The following is a 19683-nucleotide window of genomic DNA, read 5'->3' as shown; positions in this document are numbered from 1 at the left end:
GATCGAGGGTGACGCAGGGTAGCGTATCGGCCGTGTTCCCTACCGTCCGTGAGGTCCTCGCGCTCGACCCGGTCCGCCACGGCGCCCCCCGCCTGGTCGCCGGGGAACAGGGGCTGGACCAGCCGGTGCGCTGGGTGCACGTGACCGAGGTGCCGGACATCGCCACCCTGCTCAACGGGCGGGAGTTGGTGCTCACCACCGGCATCGGGCTGCCCGCCGACGACGCCGGCCTGCGCGCGTTCATCGGCGACCTGGCCGACGTCGGGGTCTCCGGCCTGGTGGTGGAGCTGGGTCGCCGGTACGTCAGCGGGGTGCCCCGGGTGATGGCGGCCGCCGCCGAACGGCGCGGCCTGCCGCTGGTGGAGCTGCGGCGGGCCACCCCGTTCGTCCGGATCACCGAGGCGGTGCACGCGCTGATCGTGGACGCCCAGCTCACCGAGCTGCGGGCCACCGAGGAGATCCACCAGCGGTTCACCGAGCTCTCGGTGGAGGGCGCCGACGCCGCCGAGGTGGTCCGGCAGGCCGCCGAGCTGGCCGGCAGCCCGGTGGTGCTGGAGAACCTGTCCCGGCAGGTGCTCGCGTACGACCCGGCGGGGGAGAACGCGGAGCTGCTGCTGGACGGCTGGGAGCAGCATTCCCGGCGGATCCGGCCGACCGGCCGGACCGCGTACGACCCGGACAGCGGCTGGCTGGTGACCACCGTCGGCGCCCGCGGGCAGGACTGGGGGCGGCTGCTGCTGCGCTGGTCGACCGGCACCCCGCCCACCCGGCTGACCATCCTGGTCGAGCGGGCCGCCTCCACCCTGGCGCTGGGCCGGCTGATCCGCCGCGACGCCGAGGGGCTCGAACGGCAGATCCACCGCACCCTGCTCACCGCCCTGCTCGACCACTCCCGGCCGGTCGACGAGGTGGCGTTGCGGGCGAAGGCGCTCGGGGTGATGCTGGACCGCCGGCACCTGGTCGGCGTGGTCGTGCGGCACCGAGCGGACGACCCGGCGGGGGACGGCCACGCCGCCGACGCCGCCCCGGAGGCCGGCCCGGCCCGGCTGCGGGACCTCGCCGAGGCGGTCGGCCACGCGCTGCGCGAGGCCAAGCTGACCGCCCTCACCAGCGCCGTCGACGACCAGGCCGTCGGCGCGCTGCTCGCGCTCCCCGACCCGGCCGGCGAGGAGAAGGCGCTCGCCGCGTTCGCCGCCGCGCTGCACCGGGTACGCCTCGACGCCGCCCCGCCCCGCCCACCCGCGCCGCGCCCGGCCGACGCCCGTCCGGCTGCCGCCCGTCCCGGCGGGCCGGCGGCGGTGATCGTGGCGGCCGGGTCCGGGGTGGGCAGCCTGCGGGAGGCCGGGCGGTCGCTGGTCGAGGCGCGGCAAATCGCCGAGGCGGCCCGGCGGGACCGGCGGGAAGTGCCGATCTTCCGGCTGCCGCACGTCGGCCTGGCCGGGCTGCTGCACCTGCTGCGGGACGAGCCCCGACTGCAGACCTTCGTCGAGCGGGAGCTCGGCGCGCTGCTGGCGTACGACGCCCGGCATCCCCGGGAGCAACTGCTGGGCACCCTGCGGGCGTACCTGGAGCAGGGCCGGAACAAGTCGGCGGCGGCCGCCGCGGCGCACCTGTCCCGGCCGGCGTTCTACGAGCGGCTGGCCCGGATCGGCCGGATCCTCGACGTCGACCTCGACTCGGTCGAGGCCTGCCTCTCCCTGCACGTCGCCCTGCTCGCCCTGGACGCCGTCCGCACCCCCTGACCCACCAGGCCGGTCAACAACCTCATGATCGACCGCGTCCGGCGGGCGGGGGCGGGCCCCCGGTCAGGTGGTCAGGTGAGGGCGGTCAGGGCCTTGGCGTAGGCGGTGGGGACGAAGTTCGGGCCGCCCGGGGTGAAGACATCCGACGTCGCGGCGGCCGACCAGGCGGTATCGGGGAGCGCCTCGACCAGGGCGCGGACCACCGGCGCCGCGCGCCACTGCTCCTGCTGGGCGAGGAGGCTCAACGCCACCACCGACTCCTCGACCTCGCCCACGCACTCGAACGGCTTGTGCCCGTCCACGCCGAGCAGCTCCCGGTAGCCGGGGATCTGGGCCTCGTCGGCCAGCAGGTCGCCGCCGAAGATGTGGCTGATCCGCTCGCGCGGCATGAACGGCGCCATGGCCAGGAAGACGAACCGGCACTTCGGGCAGTTCCGGCACCACCGCTCGCTCGCATCGCGCAGCTTGAACGCCGCGTTGCAGCTGGTCACCACGTCGTCGTACCGCTCGATCGCGGCGAAGAGCCGGGCGATGTGCAGCTCGGACAGCGAGCGCAGCAGGGAGAAGTACGGGTCGGTGAGCCCGGCGTGCTCGGCCAGCGCCGCCCGCAGCAGCCCCTCCGCCTCGACGCCCTTGGACCACTGGTGGTTGATCTCGTGGCCGTTCCAGACCAGATTCGGGTCGGAGGCGGAGCGCTCGTTGGACATCACCACCGGGCCGAGGCCGTGCAGCACGGCGGTGGCGACCGCGATCAGCGAGTTGATCGCGGTGACCGGGATGTGCCCGTTCAGCGCGCCGGCCGCGTTGAGGTCGAACAGCACCGGGTCGATCCGGCGCCGGGCGGCCAGCGGGGTCAGGTCGGAGGCCTGGTTGACCGCGACGATGACGTGGTTCGGGTTGACCGAGAAGGGCACCGGGTCGAAACCGGCCCGACGCAGCGCCTCCAGGCTGACGATGGAGTCCTTGCCGCCGCCGACCGCGGAGAGCGGCCGGCGGTCCGAGTCGTCGTACACCCGGGGTGGGGTGACCTCGCCGGCCGGCACCTCCGGGCGCAGCTCCAGCACGTGCGGCAGCCGGTTGCGGTACGCGTACTCGGCGAGGCCCCTGGTGTAGACGGCCGTGACCAGCTCGACGGCGGCCGCGCCCAGCGGGGCCGGCAGCACCAGCCGGTGCGGCGCGGCGGTCTTGTAGTAGCTGACCCCGGCGACCACGTGCAGCAGCTCGAGGACCCGGCCGAGGGTGGCCACGATCTCGTCCGACGGCGGCTCGGCCGGCAGCGGAAGCGTGATCACCTCCGTGAACCGCTGCTCGCCGTGCGGGCCGGTGAGCTTGTAGTCGAACAACGCCTCGCCAGTGGCGAGGTCGATCGAGTAGGACGGGAAGGTGAAGGCGTCCATCCGCCCGAGCTGTCCGTTAGGCACAGGTCATACTAGTCCGGGCTGACCCGGACGCGAGCGAGGAGATCACACGTGCACCTGTCTGACCTGCGCGGACGCTCTGTGGCTGTCTGGGGTACCGGCCGTGAGGGCATGGCCGCCGCCAGGGCAGTCGCCGCGCACGGTCCGGCCAGTCTCGTTGCCGTGGATGACCGGACGAACTTCCTGTCCCTGCCCTGGGAAGGCCCGCTGGCGGAGGCCGCCCCGCTGGTGACCGGCGAGGAGGGGCTCAGTCGGCTCATTGCCGCCGACGTGGTGGTTCGCTCTCCCGGAGTGCCGCAGACCCACCCCTGGATGCTCGAACTGCGGCGACGCGCGATTCCCGTGACGCAGGGCACGGCGCTGTGGATGGCCGATCACGCCGACCGCACCGTCGGGGTCACCGGCAGCAAGGGCAAGAGCACCACCTCCAGCCTGATCAGCCACCTACTGACTGCGGCCGGCCGGCCGAACGTGTTCGGCGGCAACATCGGCGTGCCGACGCTGGAGCTGCCCGAGGCGGAGCTGTACGTCCTGGAGCTCTCCAGCTACCAGTGCAGCGACCTGACCGACTCGCCGCGCGTCTCCGTGGTCACCGCACTCTTCCCCGAGCATCTGGACGCGCACGGCGGCGAGCGGGAGTACTACCAGGACAAGCTCAACCTCATCGCGCACGGCCCGCACGCCGTGGTGGTCAACGGCGCCGACCCCCGGCTCGCCCTGGAACTGGGGGACCGGGCCGCGGTGCGGGCGGGCCGTTCGGACAGCACCCACGTCGCCTCCGGCCCGGACGGCGCCCCCTGGTTCCACCTGCGGGACCAGCCGCTCTTCCCGCGCGCGGTGCTGCCGCTGGTGGGCCGGCACAACGAGGGCAACCTCTGCGTCGCCCTCGCCGTGCTGGAGACGCTCGGCGTAGACGTGGTGGAGCGCAAGGACACCCTGGCCGTCGCGGTCGCCGAATTCCAGGGACTCGCCCACCGGCTCACCGAGATCCCGGACCCGTCCGGGCTGGTCTTCGTCGACGACACCTTGGCCACCAGCCCGTACGCCGCCATGCACGCCATCGACGCGTACGAGGGGCGGCCGCTCACGGTGATCGTGGGCGGCAACGACCGGGGGGTGGACTACACCCCGCTTCGCGACCACCTGGCCGAGCGGGAGATCACCGTCATCGGTATTCCGGACAGCGGTCCGCGGATCATCCAGGCGCTGGCCGGGCTGCCGAGGGTGCGTTGCGAGATCGTCGAGGATCTGCCGGCCGCGGTCCGTCAGGCTCGCAAGCTCACGCCGGCCGACGGCGTCGTGTTGCTGTCACCGGCCGCGCCCAGCTACGGCCGATTCCGCAACTACGAGCACCGCTCCGAGGCGTTCCGCGAGGCCATCGCGGAGACCGCGGCTCGCTGACCGGCTCTGCCGCCTCCACCGTCCGGCAGTACGTCGTGGCGGGCGCGCCTTTCGCGCATCGGCACACACTTCCGCAGATACGTCGGGCACCGTTTCGGCATGGTCGAAACCTCTCAAGCAGAGAGGCCGCTACCAGCATCGGTGTGTTTGAACAGTCGGCTTTCGGCATATCGCGCTAACGGATATCCGACAGGCGGCGCCCTACTCGTGATCGGGGCGTCTGCGAAGCTTTTGGAAGGGCTTCAAGGTCGGCTGTCCTACTCGGACCCATCAACCTGAACGGTTGATTGTGATCGCTCGCGATTCATAACTAGTCTTTTCCAGACGCGCGCCGAACAGCTCATTCTTGATCATTCCCCCTCGATCGGAAGAGGAGCCGTCCCGCTCATGTGGATCCCTGAGGAAATGGATGAAATCTGCCGTGCCCTGCGCGCGGAATCCGAGGGCCGAGACGACCTCGAGGTCGGTCGCCGGGTCGCGGACGAGGCGCTGATCGAGGAAATTGAGCAGGAGGTGCAGGAATACCGCGAGTGGTATGCCAAGCACCGCGCGGCCGAGTCACTTGAGGACTCGCTCGAGCCCCCGGACGAGCTGCGGGAGCGCTTGTGGTTGATCGGGTGGATGATCTACGAGGCGAGCTGGCAGATCGTACAATGGGCGCGGCCCGTCGACGGTGGTGCCGAGATCAACGACCGGGCTGCCCGGCTCGTCCGACGATTGGCCGACGTCGCTCGTATCCTGCCGTGGCCGCATTTCGCGGCGCGCGCTCTCGGGGCGATCCGCGCCGACGCACTCGTCGCGTCCAAGCGGGACACCCCGCAGGGCTACAACGAAGCGTTCCTGCTGCACAAGGAAGCACGAGAGCGACGCGATCGTTATGTGGAGAACCACGGCCGTGCCCCCGATCGCGAGCTGGAGTCGCTGGGCCTCGCGGAGGTCTTCCTTCAGTTGGTGCTCGCCGAGACCGGCACTGCGTGCCGCACTGCGGAGCGGGTCATCGGCCGCTGGTGGGACGAACTCGACAAGGAAGAGCATGAGCGGCAGTGGACCGTCGACGACGAGGAGCACTGGGTCGAGATGCTGTACCAACAGCTGTCTCTCGGCGTCGTCATCGGCGAGGAGGCGCTCGACAAGGCCGCCGAGATCGAGCGCGCTCACGGTCTCGTCAAGCGGGTGAGCCGGAACCGGCTCGCACTCCGCACGGCCTTCCGCAACCCGGGCATCATGACCGCGCGGGCCGCCCTGCATCTGCTACCGCTGACTTACGAGATGGAGGCGCTCGGGCTGGGGCCCGGATCCGAGTACGAGAGCTGGGCCGAGATGCGCGAAGCGACGGTGCGGCGCTTCGTCAAGGCCTACCAGGCGATCGAGAAGCCTATCCTCGACGAGAACGGCAAGCCCGTTCCGCTGGTCACCGACCATCGACGGTCGGTCGCCCAGCTCCGGCTCAACGCCGCGCTCGTACTGCCCGGCTTCGATTTCCCCTCCACCTTGGACTTCGCTGGCTTCCTCGAGTGCAACCCGCTCGATGACGACGCGGTCGAGGCGCTGTCGACCTGGCTCGCCGAAAAGGACGCCAAGGGCAAGATCCGGGGAAACGCGAACGCCATCGGCAGCGCGACGATGCCAGCATTCCTCCGCGGCGTCACGGCTTGCCCGTGCACGAAACAACCCACCCCGACGGCCAACCCGATCAGCGGATAGCCCCGGTCGCCCGGCAGGTTGGCGAAGGTGAACCAGGCCGCGGCGGCCGAGGCCAGCGTCACGATCACCCAGCCGGCCCGCTCGGCCCACTCGTCGAAGAGCCCGCGCAGGGCCAGCCCGATCATGAAGAACAGGATGCTGACCACCGCCCACTTGCCGTAGTGGGCGCAGAGCGCGGTGGTGCCCCAGCCGACCAGCCCGGTGAACGGGAGGGTGTGGGTCAGGGTGCGGTGCCCGTTGTTGCGGCGCGGATCCTTGCTGAGCTTGGTGGCGTAGTAGACCCCCAGCGAGATCTTCTCCATCACCTCGGCGATGAAGAGGCTGAACACGCCGAAGGTCCGGGCCACGGTCGCCCCGCCCTGGTTGCGGGTCACCTTGCCGGAGAGGTCGAGGTCGGGGAAGAGCGCCCCGCCCGCGCAGACCGCGGTCCCCACCGCGAGCGCCAGCGGCGTCTGGTGGTAGTCGGCGAACTGGTCCAGCGCCCACGACCCGGTCAGCCACACCGCCGCGCCGGACAGCGCGTGGGACGGTCCCATCATGTCGGCTCGCCCTCCCCAGAGATCTTGATCGACAAAACTACGCCACTGTAATCAGCCGCGTCGCCGAGGGGCATCACCCGGACGGTCCACTGGGGAGGGGTCAGAGACCGGGCCGGAAGCTCTGCCGGATCATCAGGAAATATGTCGCGTCGACCTGCCAGTCGAACTCCTTTGTCAGCCATGAGACGGTGTACGCGCGGCCCGGCGCGACGGTCAGCAGCAGCCGGGCGGTGTGCACCTTGTCGCCGGCCGCGGTGACCCAGCCGCACTCCCAGAGCGCGCCGCCCCGGAACATGTCGATCGGCCCGATCTCGACCCGCCGGTAGTCGGCCAGCCCGCCGTCGCCGGTGAGCCGCCGCTCCTCCGCCCGCCAGTACGCCACCGGGTCGGCCGGCGCCGCCGTCGCGCCCACGCTCAGCAGCCGGGACCCCGCGGGCTCCCGGAAGCAGGTCACCCCGCCGTCGGTCCAGCGCAGCCAGTCCACCGGCACGGCGATCCGGAACCCGGTCGGGTCGACGTACCAGGTCCAGGCGGGAAGCAGGTCGAAGCGCTCCCCGGCCGGGGCGGGCGCGGAGCGGACCGGGGTGGCCCCGGCCGGCGGAGCGGTGGCGCAGGCGAAGCCCGCCGGCCGCGCCGCCGGGCTGCCGGCGGCCGTCCCGGCGACCGGCGGCCGGTCCTCCGGCAGGCGCAGCACCAGCGCCGTGCCGGCCGCGGCGAGCAGGGCCACCGCCGCCCCGAGCGCGGCCCACCGCCGCCGTACGCCCCGCACCGCCCGCCAGAGCGGACCCGCCCGGCCCGCCGTCCGACCTGCCGTGCCTGCGCGCTCCCTCGCCCGCCCGGGCCGTCCGGCGCCCGGCGTCCGCCCCGGCCGACCGGCGCCCTCCGGCACCCGACGCGGCTCGTTCGGGCCGTCCGCCGTCCCCGGTGGAGCGTCCGGGACGGTCGCAGCCGCGCGCAGCAGCGGCTCCACCTCGGCCGCCGTCAGCCGGCGCCACGGTTCCCGCTGCAACAGCCCCGCCAGCGCCGGCCGCAGCGGGCCGGCCCGGCGCATCGGGTCGGGCGGATCGGTGGCCAGGGCACTCAGCGTCGCCATCGCGCTGGCCCGGGCGTACGGGGACCGCCCCTCCACCGCCGCGTAGAGCGTCGCCCCGAGCGACCACAGGTCGGTACGCGGGTCGGAGATCCCGTCCCGGGCCCGCTCCGGGGCGACGAAGTGCGGTGAGCCGAGCACCATCCCGGGCCCGGTCATCGCCCCGTCCCCGCCGACGAACGTGGCCAGCCCGAAGTCGGTCAGCACCACCCGGCCGTCGTGGGCGACGAGGACGTTGTGCGGCTTGACGTCGCGGTGCAGCACGCCGGCGGCGTGTGCGGCGCGCAGCGCGGCCAGCACCGCCAGCCCGATCTCGGCGGTCCGCCGGGGCGGCAGCGGGCCATCGGTGTCCAGCAGCTCCTGCAGCGAACGGGACGGCACGTACTCCATGACGATCCAGGGGCTGCCCCGGTCGTGCACCACGTCGTAGATGCGGACCACGTTCGGGTGGTTCAGCCGGGCGGCGGTACGCGCCTCGCGCAGCGTCCGCAGCCGCAACTCGTCCCGTTCCGATTCGGTCAGCCAGCCGGGTGGGACGACCTCCTTCACCGCCACGTCCCGGTGCAGCATCTCGTCGCGGGCCCGCCAGACCCGGCCCATGCCACCGGACCCGACCTGGTCGAGCAGCCGGTAACGCCCGGCGACCAGCAACTGCAGCACCTCGGCGCCCCCTCGGCCACTCCCCGTACACGATAGTCAGCGGTCGGTGTTTTCTCATCCGTGGTGGGCGAGCGGCAGGCGGTCAGCCCGGCGAGCCGGTCGGGCCGGCTGGAAGCTCTGCCGGACGCGGGTCAGGTCGGCGCCCGCCGCGGCCCAGTCACCGTCCAGGGTGGTCCAGCCGAACGTCCAGGCGCCGGCCTTCGCCCGGAGGAGCCGCAGGGCGTGCAGGTTCTCCCCGTTCGGCGCGGGTGAGTCGGGACGCGGTCAGCGCGCTGCACCTCGCAGGTGAACGCCACGTACCAGCGTCCGCCGTCACGGCGCACCGTCGCGGACAGGATCCGCGCCGCGCCCGCCTCGATGTGGCGGGCCAGCGCAGCCCGCTCCTGCGACGGCGTCAGGTCCAGGGCGAACCGGTACGCCTGCATGGTCTTCACGCCGACGCATCTGCGGCGGTGGCGGCTTCAACCGCGCGGTTCACCGCCACCTCGCGGTGCGGCATCTCGTCCCGGGCGAGCCGGACCCGCCCCATTCCGCCGCGGCCGACCAGCTCGAGCAGGCGGTACCGGCCGGCGATCACTACCTGCTGCACGGTTCTCCTCACCGCTGGTCGACGTCCACCATAGCCAACGGATCGGATCCGACCTGTCGGTCGTCAGGGCCGCGCCGGGTCAGCTGGCGGCCCCGGTCAGCAGATTTCCATCCGGGATGGCGACGGCGGGCCGGCCACCGGCCAGCAGGGCGGCGGCCCGCCGGGCCTGGAACGCCCCGTGCTCCCGGCGGGCGGCCGCGTAGCTGGTCGCGGTGTGCGCGGCGATGGTCGACCAGCCGTACCGCTCGGCGACCATGGTGCGGGCGCGGCGGGCGACCCGGCGGGCGAAGACCTCGTCGCCGAGGAGTTGGCCGACCGCGCCGGCGAGCGCGCCGGGGTCGCTGTGCGGGAAGGTCACCCCGGTGACGCCGGGCTCGACGATCTCGGCCAGCCCGCCGGTGCTCGCCACCGCGAGGGGGGCTCCGGCGGCCGCCGCCTCCAGGGCGATCATGCCGAACGGTTCGTAGAGGCTGGGGATCACGGTCGCGTCGGTCGCGGCGAGCACCGCTGGCAGCTGGGTGGCGTCCATGAAGCCCGCGAAGCGCACGGTGTCGCCGAGGTGCAGCCGCCGCGCCTCGGCGGCCAGCTCCTCCCGGTACGGCCCGTCCCCGGCGATGACCACCCGCAGCCCCGGGTGCCGGTCCCGCAGGTACGGCACCGCGTGCACCAGGTGCTGCACGCCCTTCTCGTAGACCAGCCGGCCGGCGTACCCGATCAGCGGGCCGTCGCCGGCGTAGCGGGCCCGGGCGGAGGCGACCGTCCGCGGGCGGGCGTGCCAGGCCCGGTGGTCGACCCCGTTGGGGACCACGTCGATCCGCCCGGTCGGCACGTCGAAGAGCCGGGCCACCTGGTCCCGCATGTAACCGGAGCAGGCGATCACCCGGGCCGAGGCGTTGCTCAGCCAGTGTTCGACGCCGTGGATGGTGCGGTTCAGCTCCGCCGGCAGCCAGCCCTGGTGCCGGCCGGCCTCGGTGGCGTGGATGGTGGTGACGAGCGGCAGGTCGAGGTGTTCGGCGAGGGTGACCGCGGAGTGCGCGACCAGCCAGTCGTGGGCGTGGATCACGTCGTACCCGCCGGACCCGGCGGCCCGCAGGGCGGTGCGGGTGAGGGTGTGGTTGAACGCCATCGTCCAGGCCAGCAGGGAGCCGGTGGCGAGCGGGAAGGCGACCGGGTCCTCGGCGGCCCGGAGGATCCGGACGCCGTCGGCGTACTCCTCCAGCGGGGCGCCCTCGGCGTGCCGGGTGACCACGGTGACCTCGTGTCCGGCGGCGGCCAGAGCGACGGAGAGGGCGTGCACGTGGCGGCCGAGTCCACCGACGAGCACGGGCGGGTATTCCCAGGAGAGGATCAGCACCCGCTGGTGCCGGGCCGGGTGGATGTCGATCACGTCGGCGTCAGGTGACATGCTGCCCCCTTTGAGTTGTTCCCGCACCGCGCGGCGGCGGGCACCACACCGGGTGCCGGCCGTCTCGGGTGGGTCGGGGCCAATCCTGCCGACCGGTCGATAACCAGCGGAGACGCGCTGGTTGCCGGTGTGTAACGCGTGCCTATCCGGCCCGCCGGACGCGCAACAGCTCGGCGACCGACCACGCCTGGAACGGGCAGCCGGTCGCGCCGTGCGGGGCGAGGGCGTCGGCCGTCTCGCTCACCGATCCCAGCCCGTACTCGCCCAGATGCCCCTCGAGTCCGACCAGAAGATCGTCGGTGGGCAGCCCGGCCCGCCGGTACGCGTCGACCAGCGGCCCGATCAGCCACGGCCACACGGTGCCCTGGTGGTAGGCCCCGTCCCGCTCCGCCGGACCGCCCCGGTGCCGGCCGACGAAACCCGGTGAGTCGGGGGAGAGGCTGCGCGGCCCGAGCGGGGTGACCAGCGCGGCGGTGATCGGGCGCAGCGTCGCCTCGTCCGGCTCCAGCGGGGCGTACGGCAGCGACCAGGCGAGCAGCTGGTTCGGGCGGAGCAGGTCGTCGTCGTGGTGCGGGGCCCCGCCCAGCGGGTACGCCGGGGCGGGCGCGTCCACCACGTCGTGCAGCCAGCCCACCGGCGCCGGGAACCGCTTCCGGAACGCCGTGGTCGCCTTCGTGTGCAGCCCCCACAGCGCGGTGGCGTCCCGGCCGACCAGCTCGGTCAGCTCGGCCAGACCGGCCAGCCCGTTCACCCAGAGCGCGTTGACCTCCACCGGCTTGCCGGTACGCGGCGTCACCGGCACCCCGTACACCCGGGCGTCCATCCAGGTCAGCGCGGTGTCCGGCGGGCCGCCCTGGGTGAGCAGCCCGTCGGCCGGGTCGACCGCGATGCCGTACCGGGTGCCGGCCAGGTGCGCCTCGACCACGGCGTGCAGCGCGGGCAGCAGCTCTTCGGCGAGGTCGGTGTCGCCGGTGGCGGTGACGTGCCGGCTCACCGCGTGCAGGAACCACAGCGTCGCGTCGACCGTGTTGTACTCCACCCGGCCGGTGTCGGCGGTGTTCGCCAGCATCCCCTCGGACAGCGTCGCCGCGTACGCCCGCAACAGCTCCCGCCCCTCGTCGGCCCGGTTGGTGTGGAGGAACAGCCCCTCGTACGAGGTCATGGTGTCCCGTGACCAGGCGCCGAACCACGGGTAGCCGGCGACCACGTCGGGGCCGGCGGCCGTGCGCACCACGAACGCGTCGGCGGCCAGGGCGAGGGTCGCCGCCGCCGGGTCGGCCGGCTTCGCCGCCCCCACCACCTCCCGGTTGCGCCGCCGCGCCGCCTCGACCAGCGCGGTCGCCGCGGGCGGGTGGTCGGTCAGGTCGTCGGCCCAGGCCAGCACCGACACCGTGTCGCCCGGGCGGTCCAGCGCGCCGGCGAAGCGGCCCGCGTACCAGAGGTCCTCGTCCGGGTTGAGCCCGCGGGCCGCCTCCTCGCGGTGGCGCACCCCCAGCCACCACTGCCCCTCAGGCGCCCAGTCCGGCCCGACCAGCCGGAACGCCCCCTCGACCACCGCCCCGCCGGCGGCCGGCTCCAGCCGGGGCGTCGGGCCGTCGGCCCGCCGCTCGCCGTGCGCGTCCCGCCAGGTGCAGGCCGCCGCCAGGTCCAGCCGGACCGGGCCGCCCGACACCAGCCGGTGCACCACCGCCACGCAGGACCGGCCGTACGCCATGGCGATCTCCCGCTCGATCACCACGTCGCCGATCCGCCAGCGCCAGCGCGGCACCCCGTCGACCAGGGCGAACTGCTCCAGCAGCTCGAAGCCGCGCGGGTCGACGTCGCCGGAGGCCCACTCGTGCGCGCCGAGGCGCACCCGCGCCCCCGACGGTAGGGTGACCGCCGGGTCGAGGCTGACCAGCCCCATCCGGCGGGTCGCCGGCGTTTCCCCGGCCGCCACCAGCAGCCCGTGGTAGCGGCGGGTGCGCAGCCCGCTGACCGTGCCCATGGCATAGCCGCCCCGCCCGTCGGTGAGCAGCCACTCCCGGGTCGACCCGGCGTCGAGGTCGCCGCAGACCTGCGGACCGAAGCGAATCTCGATCATCTTTCCTCCACCCGGGGCGGCGTGCCGCACGCCACGACGAGAATGGCCGCTGTGGTGAAGTACCCCGGCGGCGTCGAAGATGTGCAGGTGATCACTGACCGTCCGACCTCCGCTGCCCCCGACCCCGAGCGGCTCCGGCTCGCCCAGGCCGATGCCGGCGAGCAGGACTGGCGCGCATGGGGTCCCTATCTGTCCGAGCGGGCGTGGGGGACGGTACGGGAGGACTACAGCGAACACGGCACGGCGTGGGACTACTTCCCCCACGATCACGCGCGGTCCCGAGCCTACCGGTGGAACGAGGACGGCATGGCCGGCGTCTGCGACGACCGGCAGACATTCTGCTTCGCCCTCGCCCTCTGGAACGGGAAGGACCCGATCCTCAAGGAGCGGATGTTCGGCCTCGGCGGCGACGGGGGCAACCACGGCGAGGACGTGAAGGAGTACTGGTGGTACGAGGACTCCACCCCCACCCACTCCTTCATGCGCTGGCGCTACCACTACCCGCAGGCCGCCTTCCCGTACGACGAGCTGGTGGCGGTCAACGCGCTGCGCGGCCGGGACGACACCGAGTACGAGCTGGTCGACACCGGGATCTTCGACGACGACCGGTACTGGGCGGTGACCGTCGACTACGCCAAGGCGTCCCCGAGCGACATGTGCATCCTGGTGACGGTGGCCAACCGGGGCGACCGGGCCGAGCGGCTGCACGTGCTGCCCACGCTGTGGTTCCGCAACACCTGGGCGTGGGGGCTGCCCGGCGGCGACCGGGTGCCGAAGCTGGTGGGTGACGGCGCCCGGCTGGTCGGCGAGCACTGGGTGCTCGGCCAGGTCCTGCTGGAGGGCGACGGCGCGCCGACCCCGCTGCTCTGCGACAACGACACCAACGCCGAGCGGCTCTGGGGACTGCCGGGCCGGTCGGCGTACCCGAAGGACGGGATCAACGACCACGTGGTGGCCGGCGCGGCCACGGTCAACCCGGACCGGGAGGGGACCAAGGGCGCGCTGCACTACGTGTTCGACGTGCCGGCCGGGGGCCAGCGGCAGATCCGGCTGCGGCTGACCAGGACCGCTCCGCCGCCGGCATCCGCCCCGCCGCCGCCGGCCGAGCTGGGCGACGGTTTCGACGCGGTGCTCTGGGCCCGGCGGGCCGAGGCGAACCGGTTCTTCGACAGCGTCGTCCCGGCCGCCGCGAGCGCCGACGAGGCGCTGGTGGCCCGGCAGGCCATCGCCGGGCTGATGTGGGGCAAGCAGTTCTACCACTTCGACGTCAAGCGGTGGCTGGCGGGCGACCCCGGCTCCACGCCACCGCCGGCCGGTCGGCGGCACGGGCGCAACAGCCACTGGTGGCACATGACCAGCTTCGACGTGATCTCCATGCCGGACCCGTGGGAGTACCCCTGGTACGCGGCCTGGGACCTGGCCTTCCACTGCGTCACCATCGCCCGGGTCGACCCCGGCTTCGCGAAGGAGCAGCTGCTGCTCCTGCTGCGTGAGTGGTACCTGCACCCCAACGGGCAGATCCCGGCGTACGAGTGGGCGTTCGGCGACGTGAACCCGCCGGTGCACGCCTGGGCGGCGCTGAAGGTCTTCGAGATCGACGGCTCCCGCGACCACGAGTTCCTCGCCCGGGTGATGCACAAGCTGCTGCTCAACTTCACCTGGTGGGTGAACCGCAAGGACACCGGCGGCAACAACGTCTTCGAGGGCGGCTTCCTCGGGCTGGACAACGTCGGCCCGTTCGACCGCTCCGCCGCGCTGCCGGTGGCCGGGGTGCTTGAGCAGTCCGACGGCACCGGCTGGATGGCCATGTACGCGCTGAACCTGCTCGACATGGCCATCGTGCTGGCCGAGCACGACCGGGCGTACGTGGACACCGCGACGAAGTTCTTCGAGCACTTCGCGTACATCGCCGCGGCCGCGTACGACCAGGGGCTCTGGGACGACGAGGACGCCTTCTTCTACGACGTGCTGCGGCTGGCCGACGGCAGCCAGGTGCCGCTGAAGGTCCGCTCGGTGGTCGGGCTGCTGCCGCTCGCGGCGACCACCCGGCTCACCGCGAAGACCCTGCACCGGCTGCCCGAGCTGGGTGCCCGGCTGCGCTGGTTCCTCACCAACCGCCCCGAGTACGCCGACGTGATCGGCGCCCGCCGGCTCGGCCCGGACGGGCGGCAGCAGCGGCTGCTCTCCATGGTCGGTCCGGACCAGGTGGTCCGGCTGCTCGCCCGGATGCTGGACACCGACGAGTTCCTCTCCGAGTACGGCCTGCGTACGCTCAGCCGCGCCCACCTGGACAAGCCGTTCACGGTGACCCTCGGCGGCCAGGAGTTCAGCGTCGGCTACGAGCCGGCCGAGTCGACCAGCGGCCTGTTCGGCGGCAACTCCAACTGGCGCGGCCCGATCTGGATGCCGACCAACTTCCTGTTGATCAGCGCGCTGCGCGACTACGCGGCCTTCTTCGGCGACGACCTCCAGGTCGAGTACCCGACCCGGTCCGGCCGCAAGTGCACCCTCGACGAGATCGCCGACGACCTCTCCGCGCGGCTGATCTCGCTGTTCACCCGGGACGGCTGGGGCCGGCGGCCGATCTACGGCGCCGCCCAGCTCTTCCAGACCCACCCGGACTGGCGGGACCTGATCTGCTTCCCGGAGTACTTCCACGGCGACAACGGCGCCGGGCTGGGGGCCTGGCACCAGACCGGCTGGACGGCGCTGGTCGCCGACCTGATCCTCACCCGGCGCCGCTGAGCCGGGGCGCGACGGCCGCCCGGCCGCCGCGCCCCGCCCGCTCAGGGCAGCGGGAAGAAGGCCACCCGCGCGTGGTACTCGCCGGCCACCATGGTGGTGTCGCTGCCGACGAAGAGGCCCCGGTCGGTGGCGTACAGCTCGCCGGTGCCGACGCCCCGGTCCTTCGTCGGGTTCCAGGCGAGGGCCCGGCCGGTGACCGGGTGGATCGCGCCGATGCCGGGGCGGGAGACCGCACCGGCGCCGGCCGAGTTGCGGCCGAGCGGGTTGTCCAGCCAGCGCTGGTGCCCGCCGACGTAGACCGCGGAGCCGGTGATCGCCACCGAGAGCAGGGTGTCCCCGCCGGTGTAGTTCACCCAGGTCGGCTGCTTGCCGCCGGTCTCCGCGCCGAACTCGAAGCGGGAGGCCGCGTCGCAGAGTGTGCCCGGGAACGCGGCGCCGGTGGTGACCGCGACGAACCAGGAGCCGTCCGGCGAGATGTCCACCCCCCGCAGATAGGTGGGCATGCTCGCCGCGCACTGCGGCTGGTACCGGGTGGTCGTCCACCCGGAGAGGGTGACGCCGGCGGCGGTCAGCCCCGCCACGGCGAGCTGGTGGCGGGGCTGGCCGGCGACCGAGCTGAAGTTGCCCACGAAGACCAGCCGGCTGCCGTCCGCGGAGACGTCCAGCGCCTCGACCTTCACCGGCGCGGTGACCCCGCTGGTGGTGACCCGCGGCCCCTCCAGGCGCAGGTTCACCGTCGGGTCGGCGGCGCCGGTGGTCGCGTTCAGCGCGGCCAGGCCTCGGCGGGTCACCCCGGCCACGGTCTGGAACGCGCCGCCCACGATCAGCCGACCGCCGACCAGCCGCATGTCGTTGACCTGGTTGTTGAGCGCGGCCGGGGCGAAGCCGGCGACCCGGGCCCCGGTGGCCACGTCGAGCCGGGCCACCCGCGGTGCGGCCACCCCGTTCACCGTCGTGAACGCTCCGCCGATGTAGAGCGACCGGCCGTCGGCCGACGCGGCGAGCGCCTTCACGGTCCCGTTGACCACGGGCCGGAAGGTGGTGTCGATCCGGCCCGTGGTGGCGTCGAAGGCCACCAGCCGGGGCATGGCGAGCTGCGCGGTGTTGTTCGCGTTGCGGACCTTGGTGAAGGACCCGGCGAGATACACCCGGTTGCCGATCTGGAGGATCCGGTAGACGGTGCCGTCGAGCGCGTGCGGCGTCCAGTTCGCCGGGTCGGCGCTGACCACGGTGGCGTGCGTGGCGTTGACCGCGTGGGCCGGGGTCGCGGGAAGGGCGCTGCCGGCCGCGACGAGCGCGGCGAGCACTCCGGTGGCCGCTCTCCGGCGACGCCGGCGCCGGCCCTCCGGCCGGCCCCGGGTCTGGTGTGGATGATCACGAGAGGTCGTCATGGCCGAAGCATGCCGCGCCCAGCCGGGTACGCGCAGTCGGGTTCCCGCCGTCCGCGCCTCGGCGTTCGGCCACTTCGCACCGGCCGTCCGGCCGGCCCGGTGATCCTTCCCGCCCGCCCGGCACCGTCCGCGCGCCGCGCCGGAAACTGGGCTGTCCCGGCCGCCCGGGGCGCAGTAGCGTGTCCCGGTCCAGCACACGGAAGGGGAACGCGATGCGGCAGCGCCGGGAGGCGACGGTGCTCATCTTCGACGCCGACGACACGCTCTGGGAGAACAACGTCCTCTTCGAGCGGGTGATCGACGACTTCCTCGCCTGGCTGGACCACCCCACGCTGGACCGGACCGAGATCCGGGCCGTGCTCGACGACATCGAGCGGGCCAACGCGGTGGCGCACGGGTACGGCAGCAAGGTCTTCCTGCGCAGCCTGGGGGACTGCCTGGAGCGGCTGCGGGAGCGGCCGGCCACGGAGCGGGAGCGCCGGGAGCTGGACGAGCTGGCCGCGGCGCTGGTCGGGCACACCGTCGAGCTGATGCCGGGGGTCGCGGAGACGCTGGACGACCTCGCCACCCGCCACGAGCTGCTGCTGCTCACCAAGGGGGAACGGGAGGAGCAGCAGCGCAAGCTCGACGCCTCGGGTCTGCTGCGCCACTTCCGGGCCGCGCACATCGTCCGGGAGAAGGACGTCGACACGTACCGCTGGCTGGTCGCCGAGCACGGGTTCGACCCGGCCGACGGGTGGATGATCGGGAACTCCCCGCGGTCGGACATCCTGCCGGCCCGGGCCGCCGGCCTGAACGCGGTGTTCATCCCCAACGAGAACACCTGGGTGCTGGAGCACGACGAGCTGGACCCGACCGACACCGGGGTGGTCCGGCTGGCCGCCTTCCCCGACCTGCTCCGGCATTTCTGATCCGCCGGTAACGTCCGGGTCGTGCCGCTGACGTTCCCCTCGCACCTGGCTCCGGTGCTGCCGTTGAAGCTGTGGCGCCCGCACTGGTTCGACGGGGTGGCGCTGGCCACCGGCGCGGTGTCGCCGGACGTGGCCTACCTGTTCACCGGCACCCGGTACGACCTCGGGCTGCGGACCCACACGCTGGGCGGGCTGCTCTGGTGGTGCCTGCCGGTGGCGCTCGGCTACACCTGGATCGTCCGCCGGACGATCGCCGGGATCGCGGTGCACCTGCCCGGCGAGCGGGCCTTCGCCTGGCGGGATCATGCCGCGCTCGGCGGTGTCCGGCATCCCTGGCAGGTCACGGTCTGCTCGGCGCTGATCGGCGCGGCCAGCCACGTCGCCTGGGACCGGGTCACCCACAGCGACCGCTGGCTGCGCGCCCTCGGCGTGGACTGGCACGCGCTCACCGGCATGTACTGGTGGTTCTTCGCCGACCTGCTCAGCACTCTGGTCGGCGCGGTCGTCGTGGTCGGCCTGGCGCTGCGCGCCGCCAGCCGGCATGAGATCTTTGACGGCGTACGACCGCCGGCGCCACCGGCGCGCCCCACGGTCTTCTGGGGGGTGGCGCTGATCGTCACGGCCGTCGGCGCGGCGGTGCTGCCGGCGCTGCCGTATCCGACGATGCCGGCCCCCGGTGGGGTACGACTGCTGCATCTGGGCGCGCTCGCGCTGATCGCCGGGGCCGTGGCAGCGGGCCGGTCCGAGGCTCGACGGGCCGGTGGGCGGACCGGTCGCTTCGATGAGAAACAGCGACAATCCGGCTGACCCTGTTACGTCGACATGCCGTATTTCAACGTTGGTATCAATCACATTCTCGCGGGCCCGCAAAAGCTTGTCCGACCTGCGGCGGGATGCCTAACCTGGGCCCGCGTTCACGGCTCTTCGGGGTGAGTCGGGGACGCGCCGAAGTCCGGTAGTTGGGCACCGTGGAGCTGAGTGCATGCGGGCCGGCTCGCCGTGTTGAGCCCGGCGTTGGCGGCGTGCCACGCCTGCCGCGCTCGCAACGGCGAATTCCGCTACCACGCCGGACGGCTGGGGGTCAGGACCGGGGAGTTGCGGACCCGGTCCTGACCCGTCCCCGGCGCCGGCTGCCATGATCAGCGGCATGACCGCGGAATCCCGTACCCGTGCACCGGTCGCCAACCGGGCCCACCTGCTGACCACGCTGCCGTGCGACAGCACCCAGGTCGTCATCGTCACCGACGACGACCGGAGCCCGAGCCACGCCACCCTGGAGACGTTGGTCAGGACGGGCGACCGGTGGGAGCGGGTGTCCGAGCTGCCCGCCCGGATCGGCCGCGACGGGTTCAGCGACCGGCACGTGGAGGGGGTACCCACCACCCCCACCGGCGTCTTCGCCTTCGGACCGACTATGTACGGCATCTCGCCGGACCCGGGCGTCCGCTACCCGTACCACCGGGTCGCGCCGGACGACTGGTGGAACGCCGCCCCCGAATCGCCGGCGTACAACACCTTCCAGCACACCGACCGGAATCCGGGCGGGGAGAGCGAGGCGCTCTGGCGGGAGGCGCCGGCCTACACCCACTTCGCGGTGATCACGTACAACATGCCGCCGACCGTCCCGGCGCCGGTGCCGTACGCGGGCAGCGGCATCTTCCTCCACGAGTTCTCCAGACCCGGTGGCAACGCCACGGCCGGCTGTGTGAGCCTCGCCCACGAGAACCTCGCCGGAGTGCTGCGCTGGCTCGATCCGGCCGCGTCGCCGCATATCGTGCTCGCCCCCCGGCAGTGGCTCGAGCGCGGCTGAACCCCGGCCACCGCCGACGTTTCCGCTGCCCTGCACCGCTTCCTTGGAGCAAACCTAGGAAGTAGCTGAGAGATATCCGGCTGAGTATCGCTCGTTTCTAGCCTTCACCCGTCGTGTCTCCAAGGGACCGGAGGGTAACGGGTGAAAAGGCGATCACGAGGCCCCCTGATCGGGGGCCTGGCGCTGGTCATGGTG

13 protein-coding genes and 1 pseudogene are annotated in these 19683 nt (G+C 73.1%); 7 read left to right on the top strand and 7 right to left on the bottom strand.

From position 1 onward, the window contains the following. Positions 1 to 8: 8 nt before the first annotated feature. Positions 9 to 1742 carry a PucR family transcriptional regulator gene (locus ACFOYX_RS29145; protein ID WP_377534582.1) on the top strand — a complete coding sequence of 578 codons (1734 nt, stop codon included), beginning with the start codon at positions 9 to 11 and terminating at the stop codon, positions 1740 to 1742. Positions 1743 to 1813: 71 nt separating this feature from the next. On the opposite strand, the gene ACFOYX_RS29140 is transcribed toward ACFOYX_RS29145, so the two are convergent. Next, positions 1814 to 3163, bottom strand: a complete 1350-nt coding sequence (locus ACFOYX_RS29140) for a hypothetical protein (protein ID WP_322441700.1) — start codon at positions 3161 to 3163, stop codon at positions 1814 to 1816. Between the two features lie 48 nt (positions 3164 to 3211). On the opposite strand from ACFOYX_RS29140, the gene murD reads away from it, so the two are divergent. After that, a complete protein-coding gene (murD, locus tag ACFOYX_RS29135; RefSeq protein ID WP_322441701.1) occupies positions 3212 to 4561 on the top strand; it encodes a UDP-N-acetylmuramoyl-L-alanine--D-glutamate ligase in 1350 nt (449 codons plus the stop codon). A gap of 387 nt (positions 4562 to 4948) precedes the next feature. After that, a complete protein-coding gene (locus tag ACFOYX_RS29130; protein ID WP_377534580.1) occupies positions 4949 to 6265 on the top strand; it encodes a hypothetical protein in 1317 nt (438 codons plus the stop codon). On the opposite strand, the pseudogene ACFOYX_RS29125 reads toward ACFOYX_RS29130, so the two are convergent. The 5 genes and pseudogenes from ACFOYX_RS29125 to ACFOYX_RS29105 all read right to left on the bottom strand — a co-directional run. Then, a pseudogene (locus ACFOYX_RS29125) lies at positions 6220 to 6804 on the bottom strand (metal-dependent hydrolase); the annotation flags it as partial. The gene ACFOYX_RS29130 and the pseudogene ACFOYX_RS29125 overlap by 46 nt on opposite strands. Positions 6805 to 6904: 100 nt before the next feature. Further along, entirely contained in the window at positions 6905 to 8554 is a 1650-nt protein-coding gene (locus tag ACFOYX_RS29120) for a protein kinase (protein WP_322441728.1), read from the bottom strand. 430 nt (positions 8555 to 8984) lie between these two features. Next, a complete protein-coding gene (locus ACFOYX_RS29115; RefSeq protein ID WP_322441729.1) occupies positions 8985 to 9143 on the bottom strand; it encodes a hypothetical protein in 159 nt (52 codons plus the stop codon). A 79-nt stretch (positions 9144 to 9222) separates the two neighbouring features. Then, positions 9223 to 10548 (bottom strand): glycosyltransferase family 4 protein, encoded by a 1326-nt coding sequence (locus ACFOYX_RS29110; RefSeq protein ID WP_322441730.1) that lies wholly within the window; start codon positions 10546 to 10548, stop codon positions 9223 to 9225. 142 nt (positions 10549 to 10690) lie between these two features. Continuing rightward, a complete protein-coding gene (locus ACFOYX_RS29105; RefSeq protein ID WP_322441731.1) occupies positions 10691 to 12631 on the bottom strand; it encodes an amylo-alpha-1,6-glucosidase in 1941 nt (646 codons plus the stop codon). A 42-nt stretch (positions 12632 to 12673) separates the two neighbouring features. Here ACFOYX_RS29105 and ACFOYX_RS29100 point away from each other — a divergent pair, with 42 nt between their 5' ends. Continuing rightward, positions 12674 to 15376 (top strand): glucosidase, encoded by a 2703-nt coding sequence (locus tag ACFOYX_RS29100; protein WP_322441732.1) that lies wholly within the window; start codon positions 12674 to 12676, stop codon positions 15374 to 15376. A 41-nt stretch (positions 15377 to 15417) separates the two neighbouring features. Here the strand turns inward: ACFOYX_RS29100 and ACFOYX_RS29095 are convergent, their stop codons facing one another. Beyond that, entirely contained in the window at positions 15418 to 16767 is a 1350-nt protein-coding gene (locus ACFOYX_RS29095) for a hypothetical protein (RefSeq protein WP_322441733.1), read from the bottom strand. A 212-nt stretch (positions 16768 to 16979) separates the two neighbouring features. Here ACFOYX_RS29095 and ACFOYX_RS29090 point away from each other — a divergent pair, with 212 nt between their 5' ends. From ACFOYX_RS29090 to ACFOYX_RS29080, 3 genes are all read left to right on the top strand, one after another. After that, positions 16980 to 17678 carry an HAD family hydrolase gene (locus ACFOYX_RS29090; protein WP_322441734.1) on the top strand — a complete coding sequence of 233 codons (699 nt, stop codon included), beginning with the start codon at positions 16980 to 16982 and terminating at the stop codon, positions 17676 to 17678. 21 nt (positions 17679 to 17699) lie between these two features. Next, positions 17700 to 18485, top strand: a complete 786-nt coding sequence (locus ACFOYX_RS29085; RefSeq protein WP_322441735.1) for a DUF4184 family protein — start codon at positions 17700 to 17702, stop codon at positions 18483 to 18485. A 340-nt stretch (positions 18486 to 18825) separates the two neighbouring features. Next, entirely contained in the window at positions 18826 to 19488 is a 663-nt protein-coding gene (locus tag ACFOYX_RS29080) for a L,D-transpeptidase family protein (RefSeq protein ID WP_322441736.1), read from the top strand. Positions 19489 to 19683: the final 195 nt, after the last annotated feature.

Source organism: Micromonospora sp. GCM10011541, assembly GCF_042650725.1.
Classification (GTDB): Bacteria; Actinomycetota; Actinomycetes; order Mycobacteriales; family Micromonosporaceae; genus Micromonospora; species Micromonospora sicca.
The sequence above is the reverse complement of the archived record's forward strand: the minus strand, read 5'-3'. Positions and strand labels throughout refer to the sequence as shown.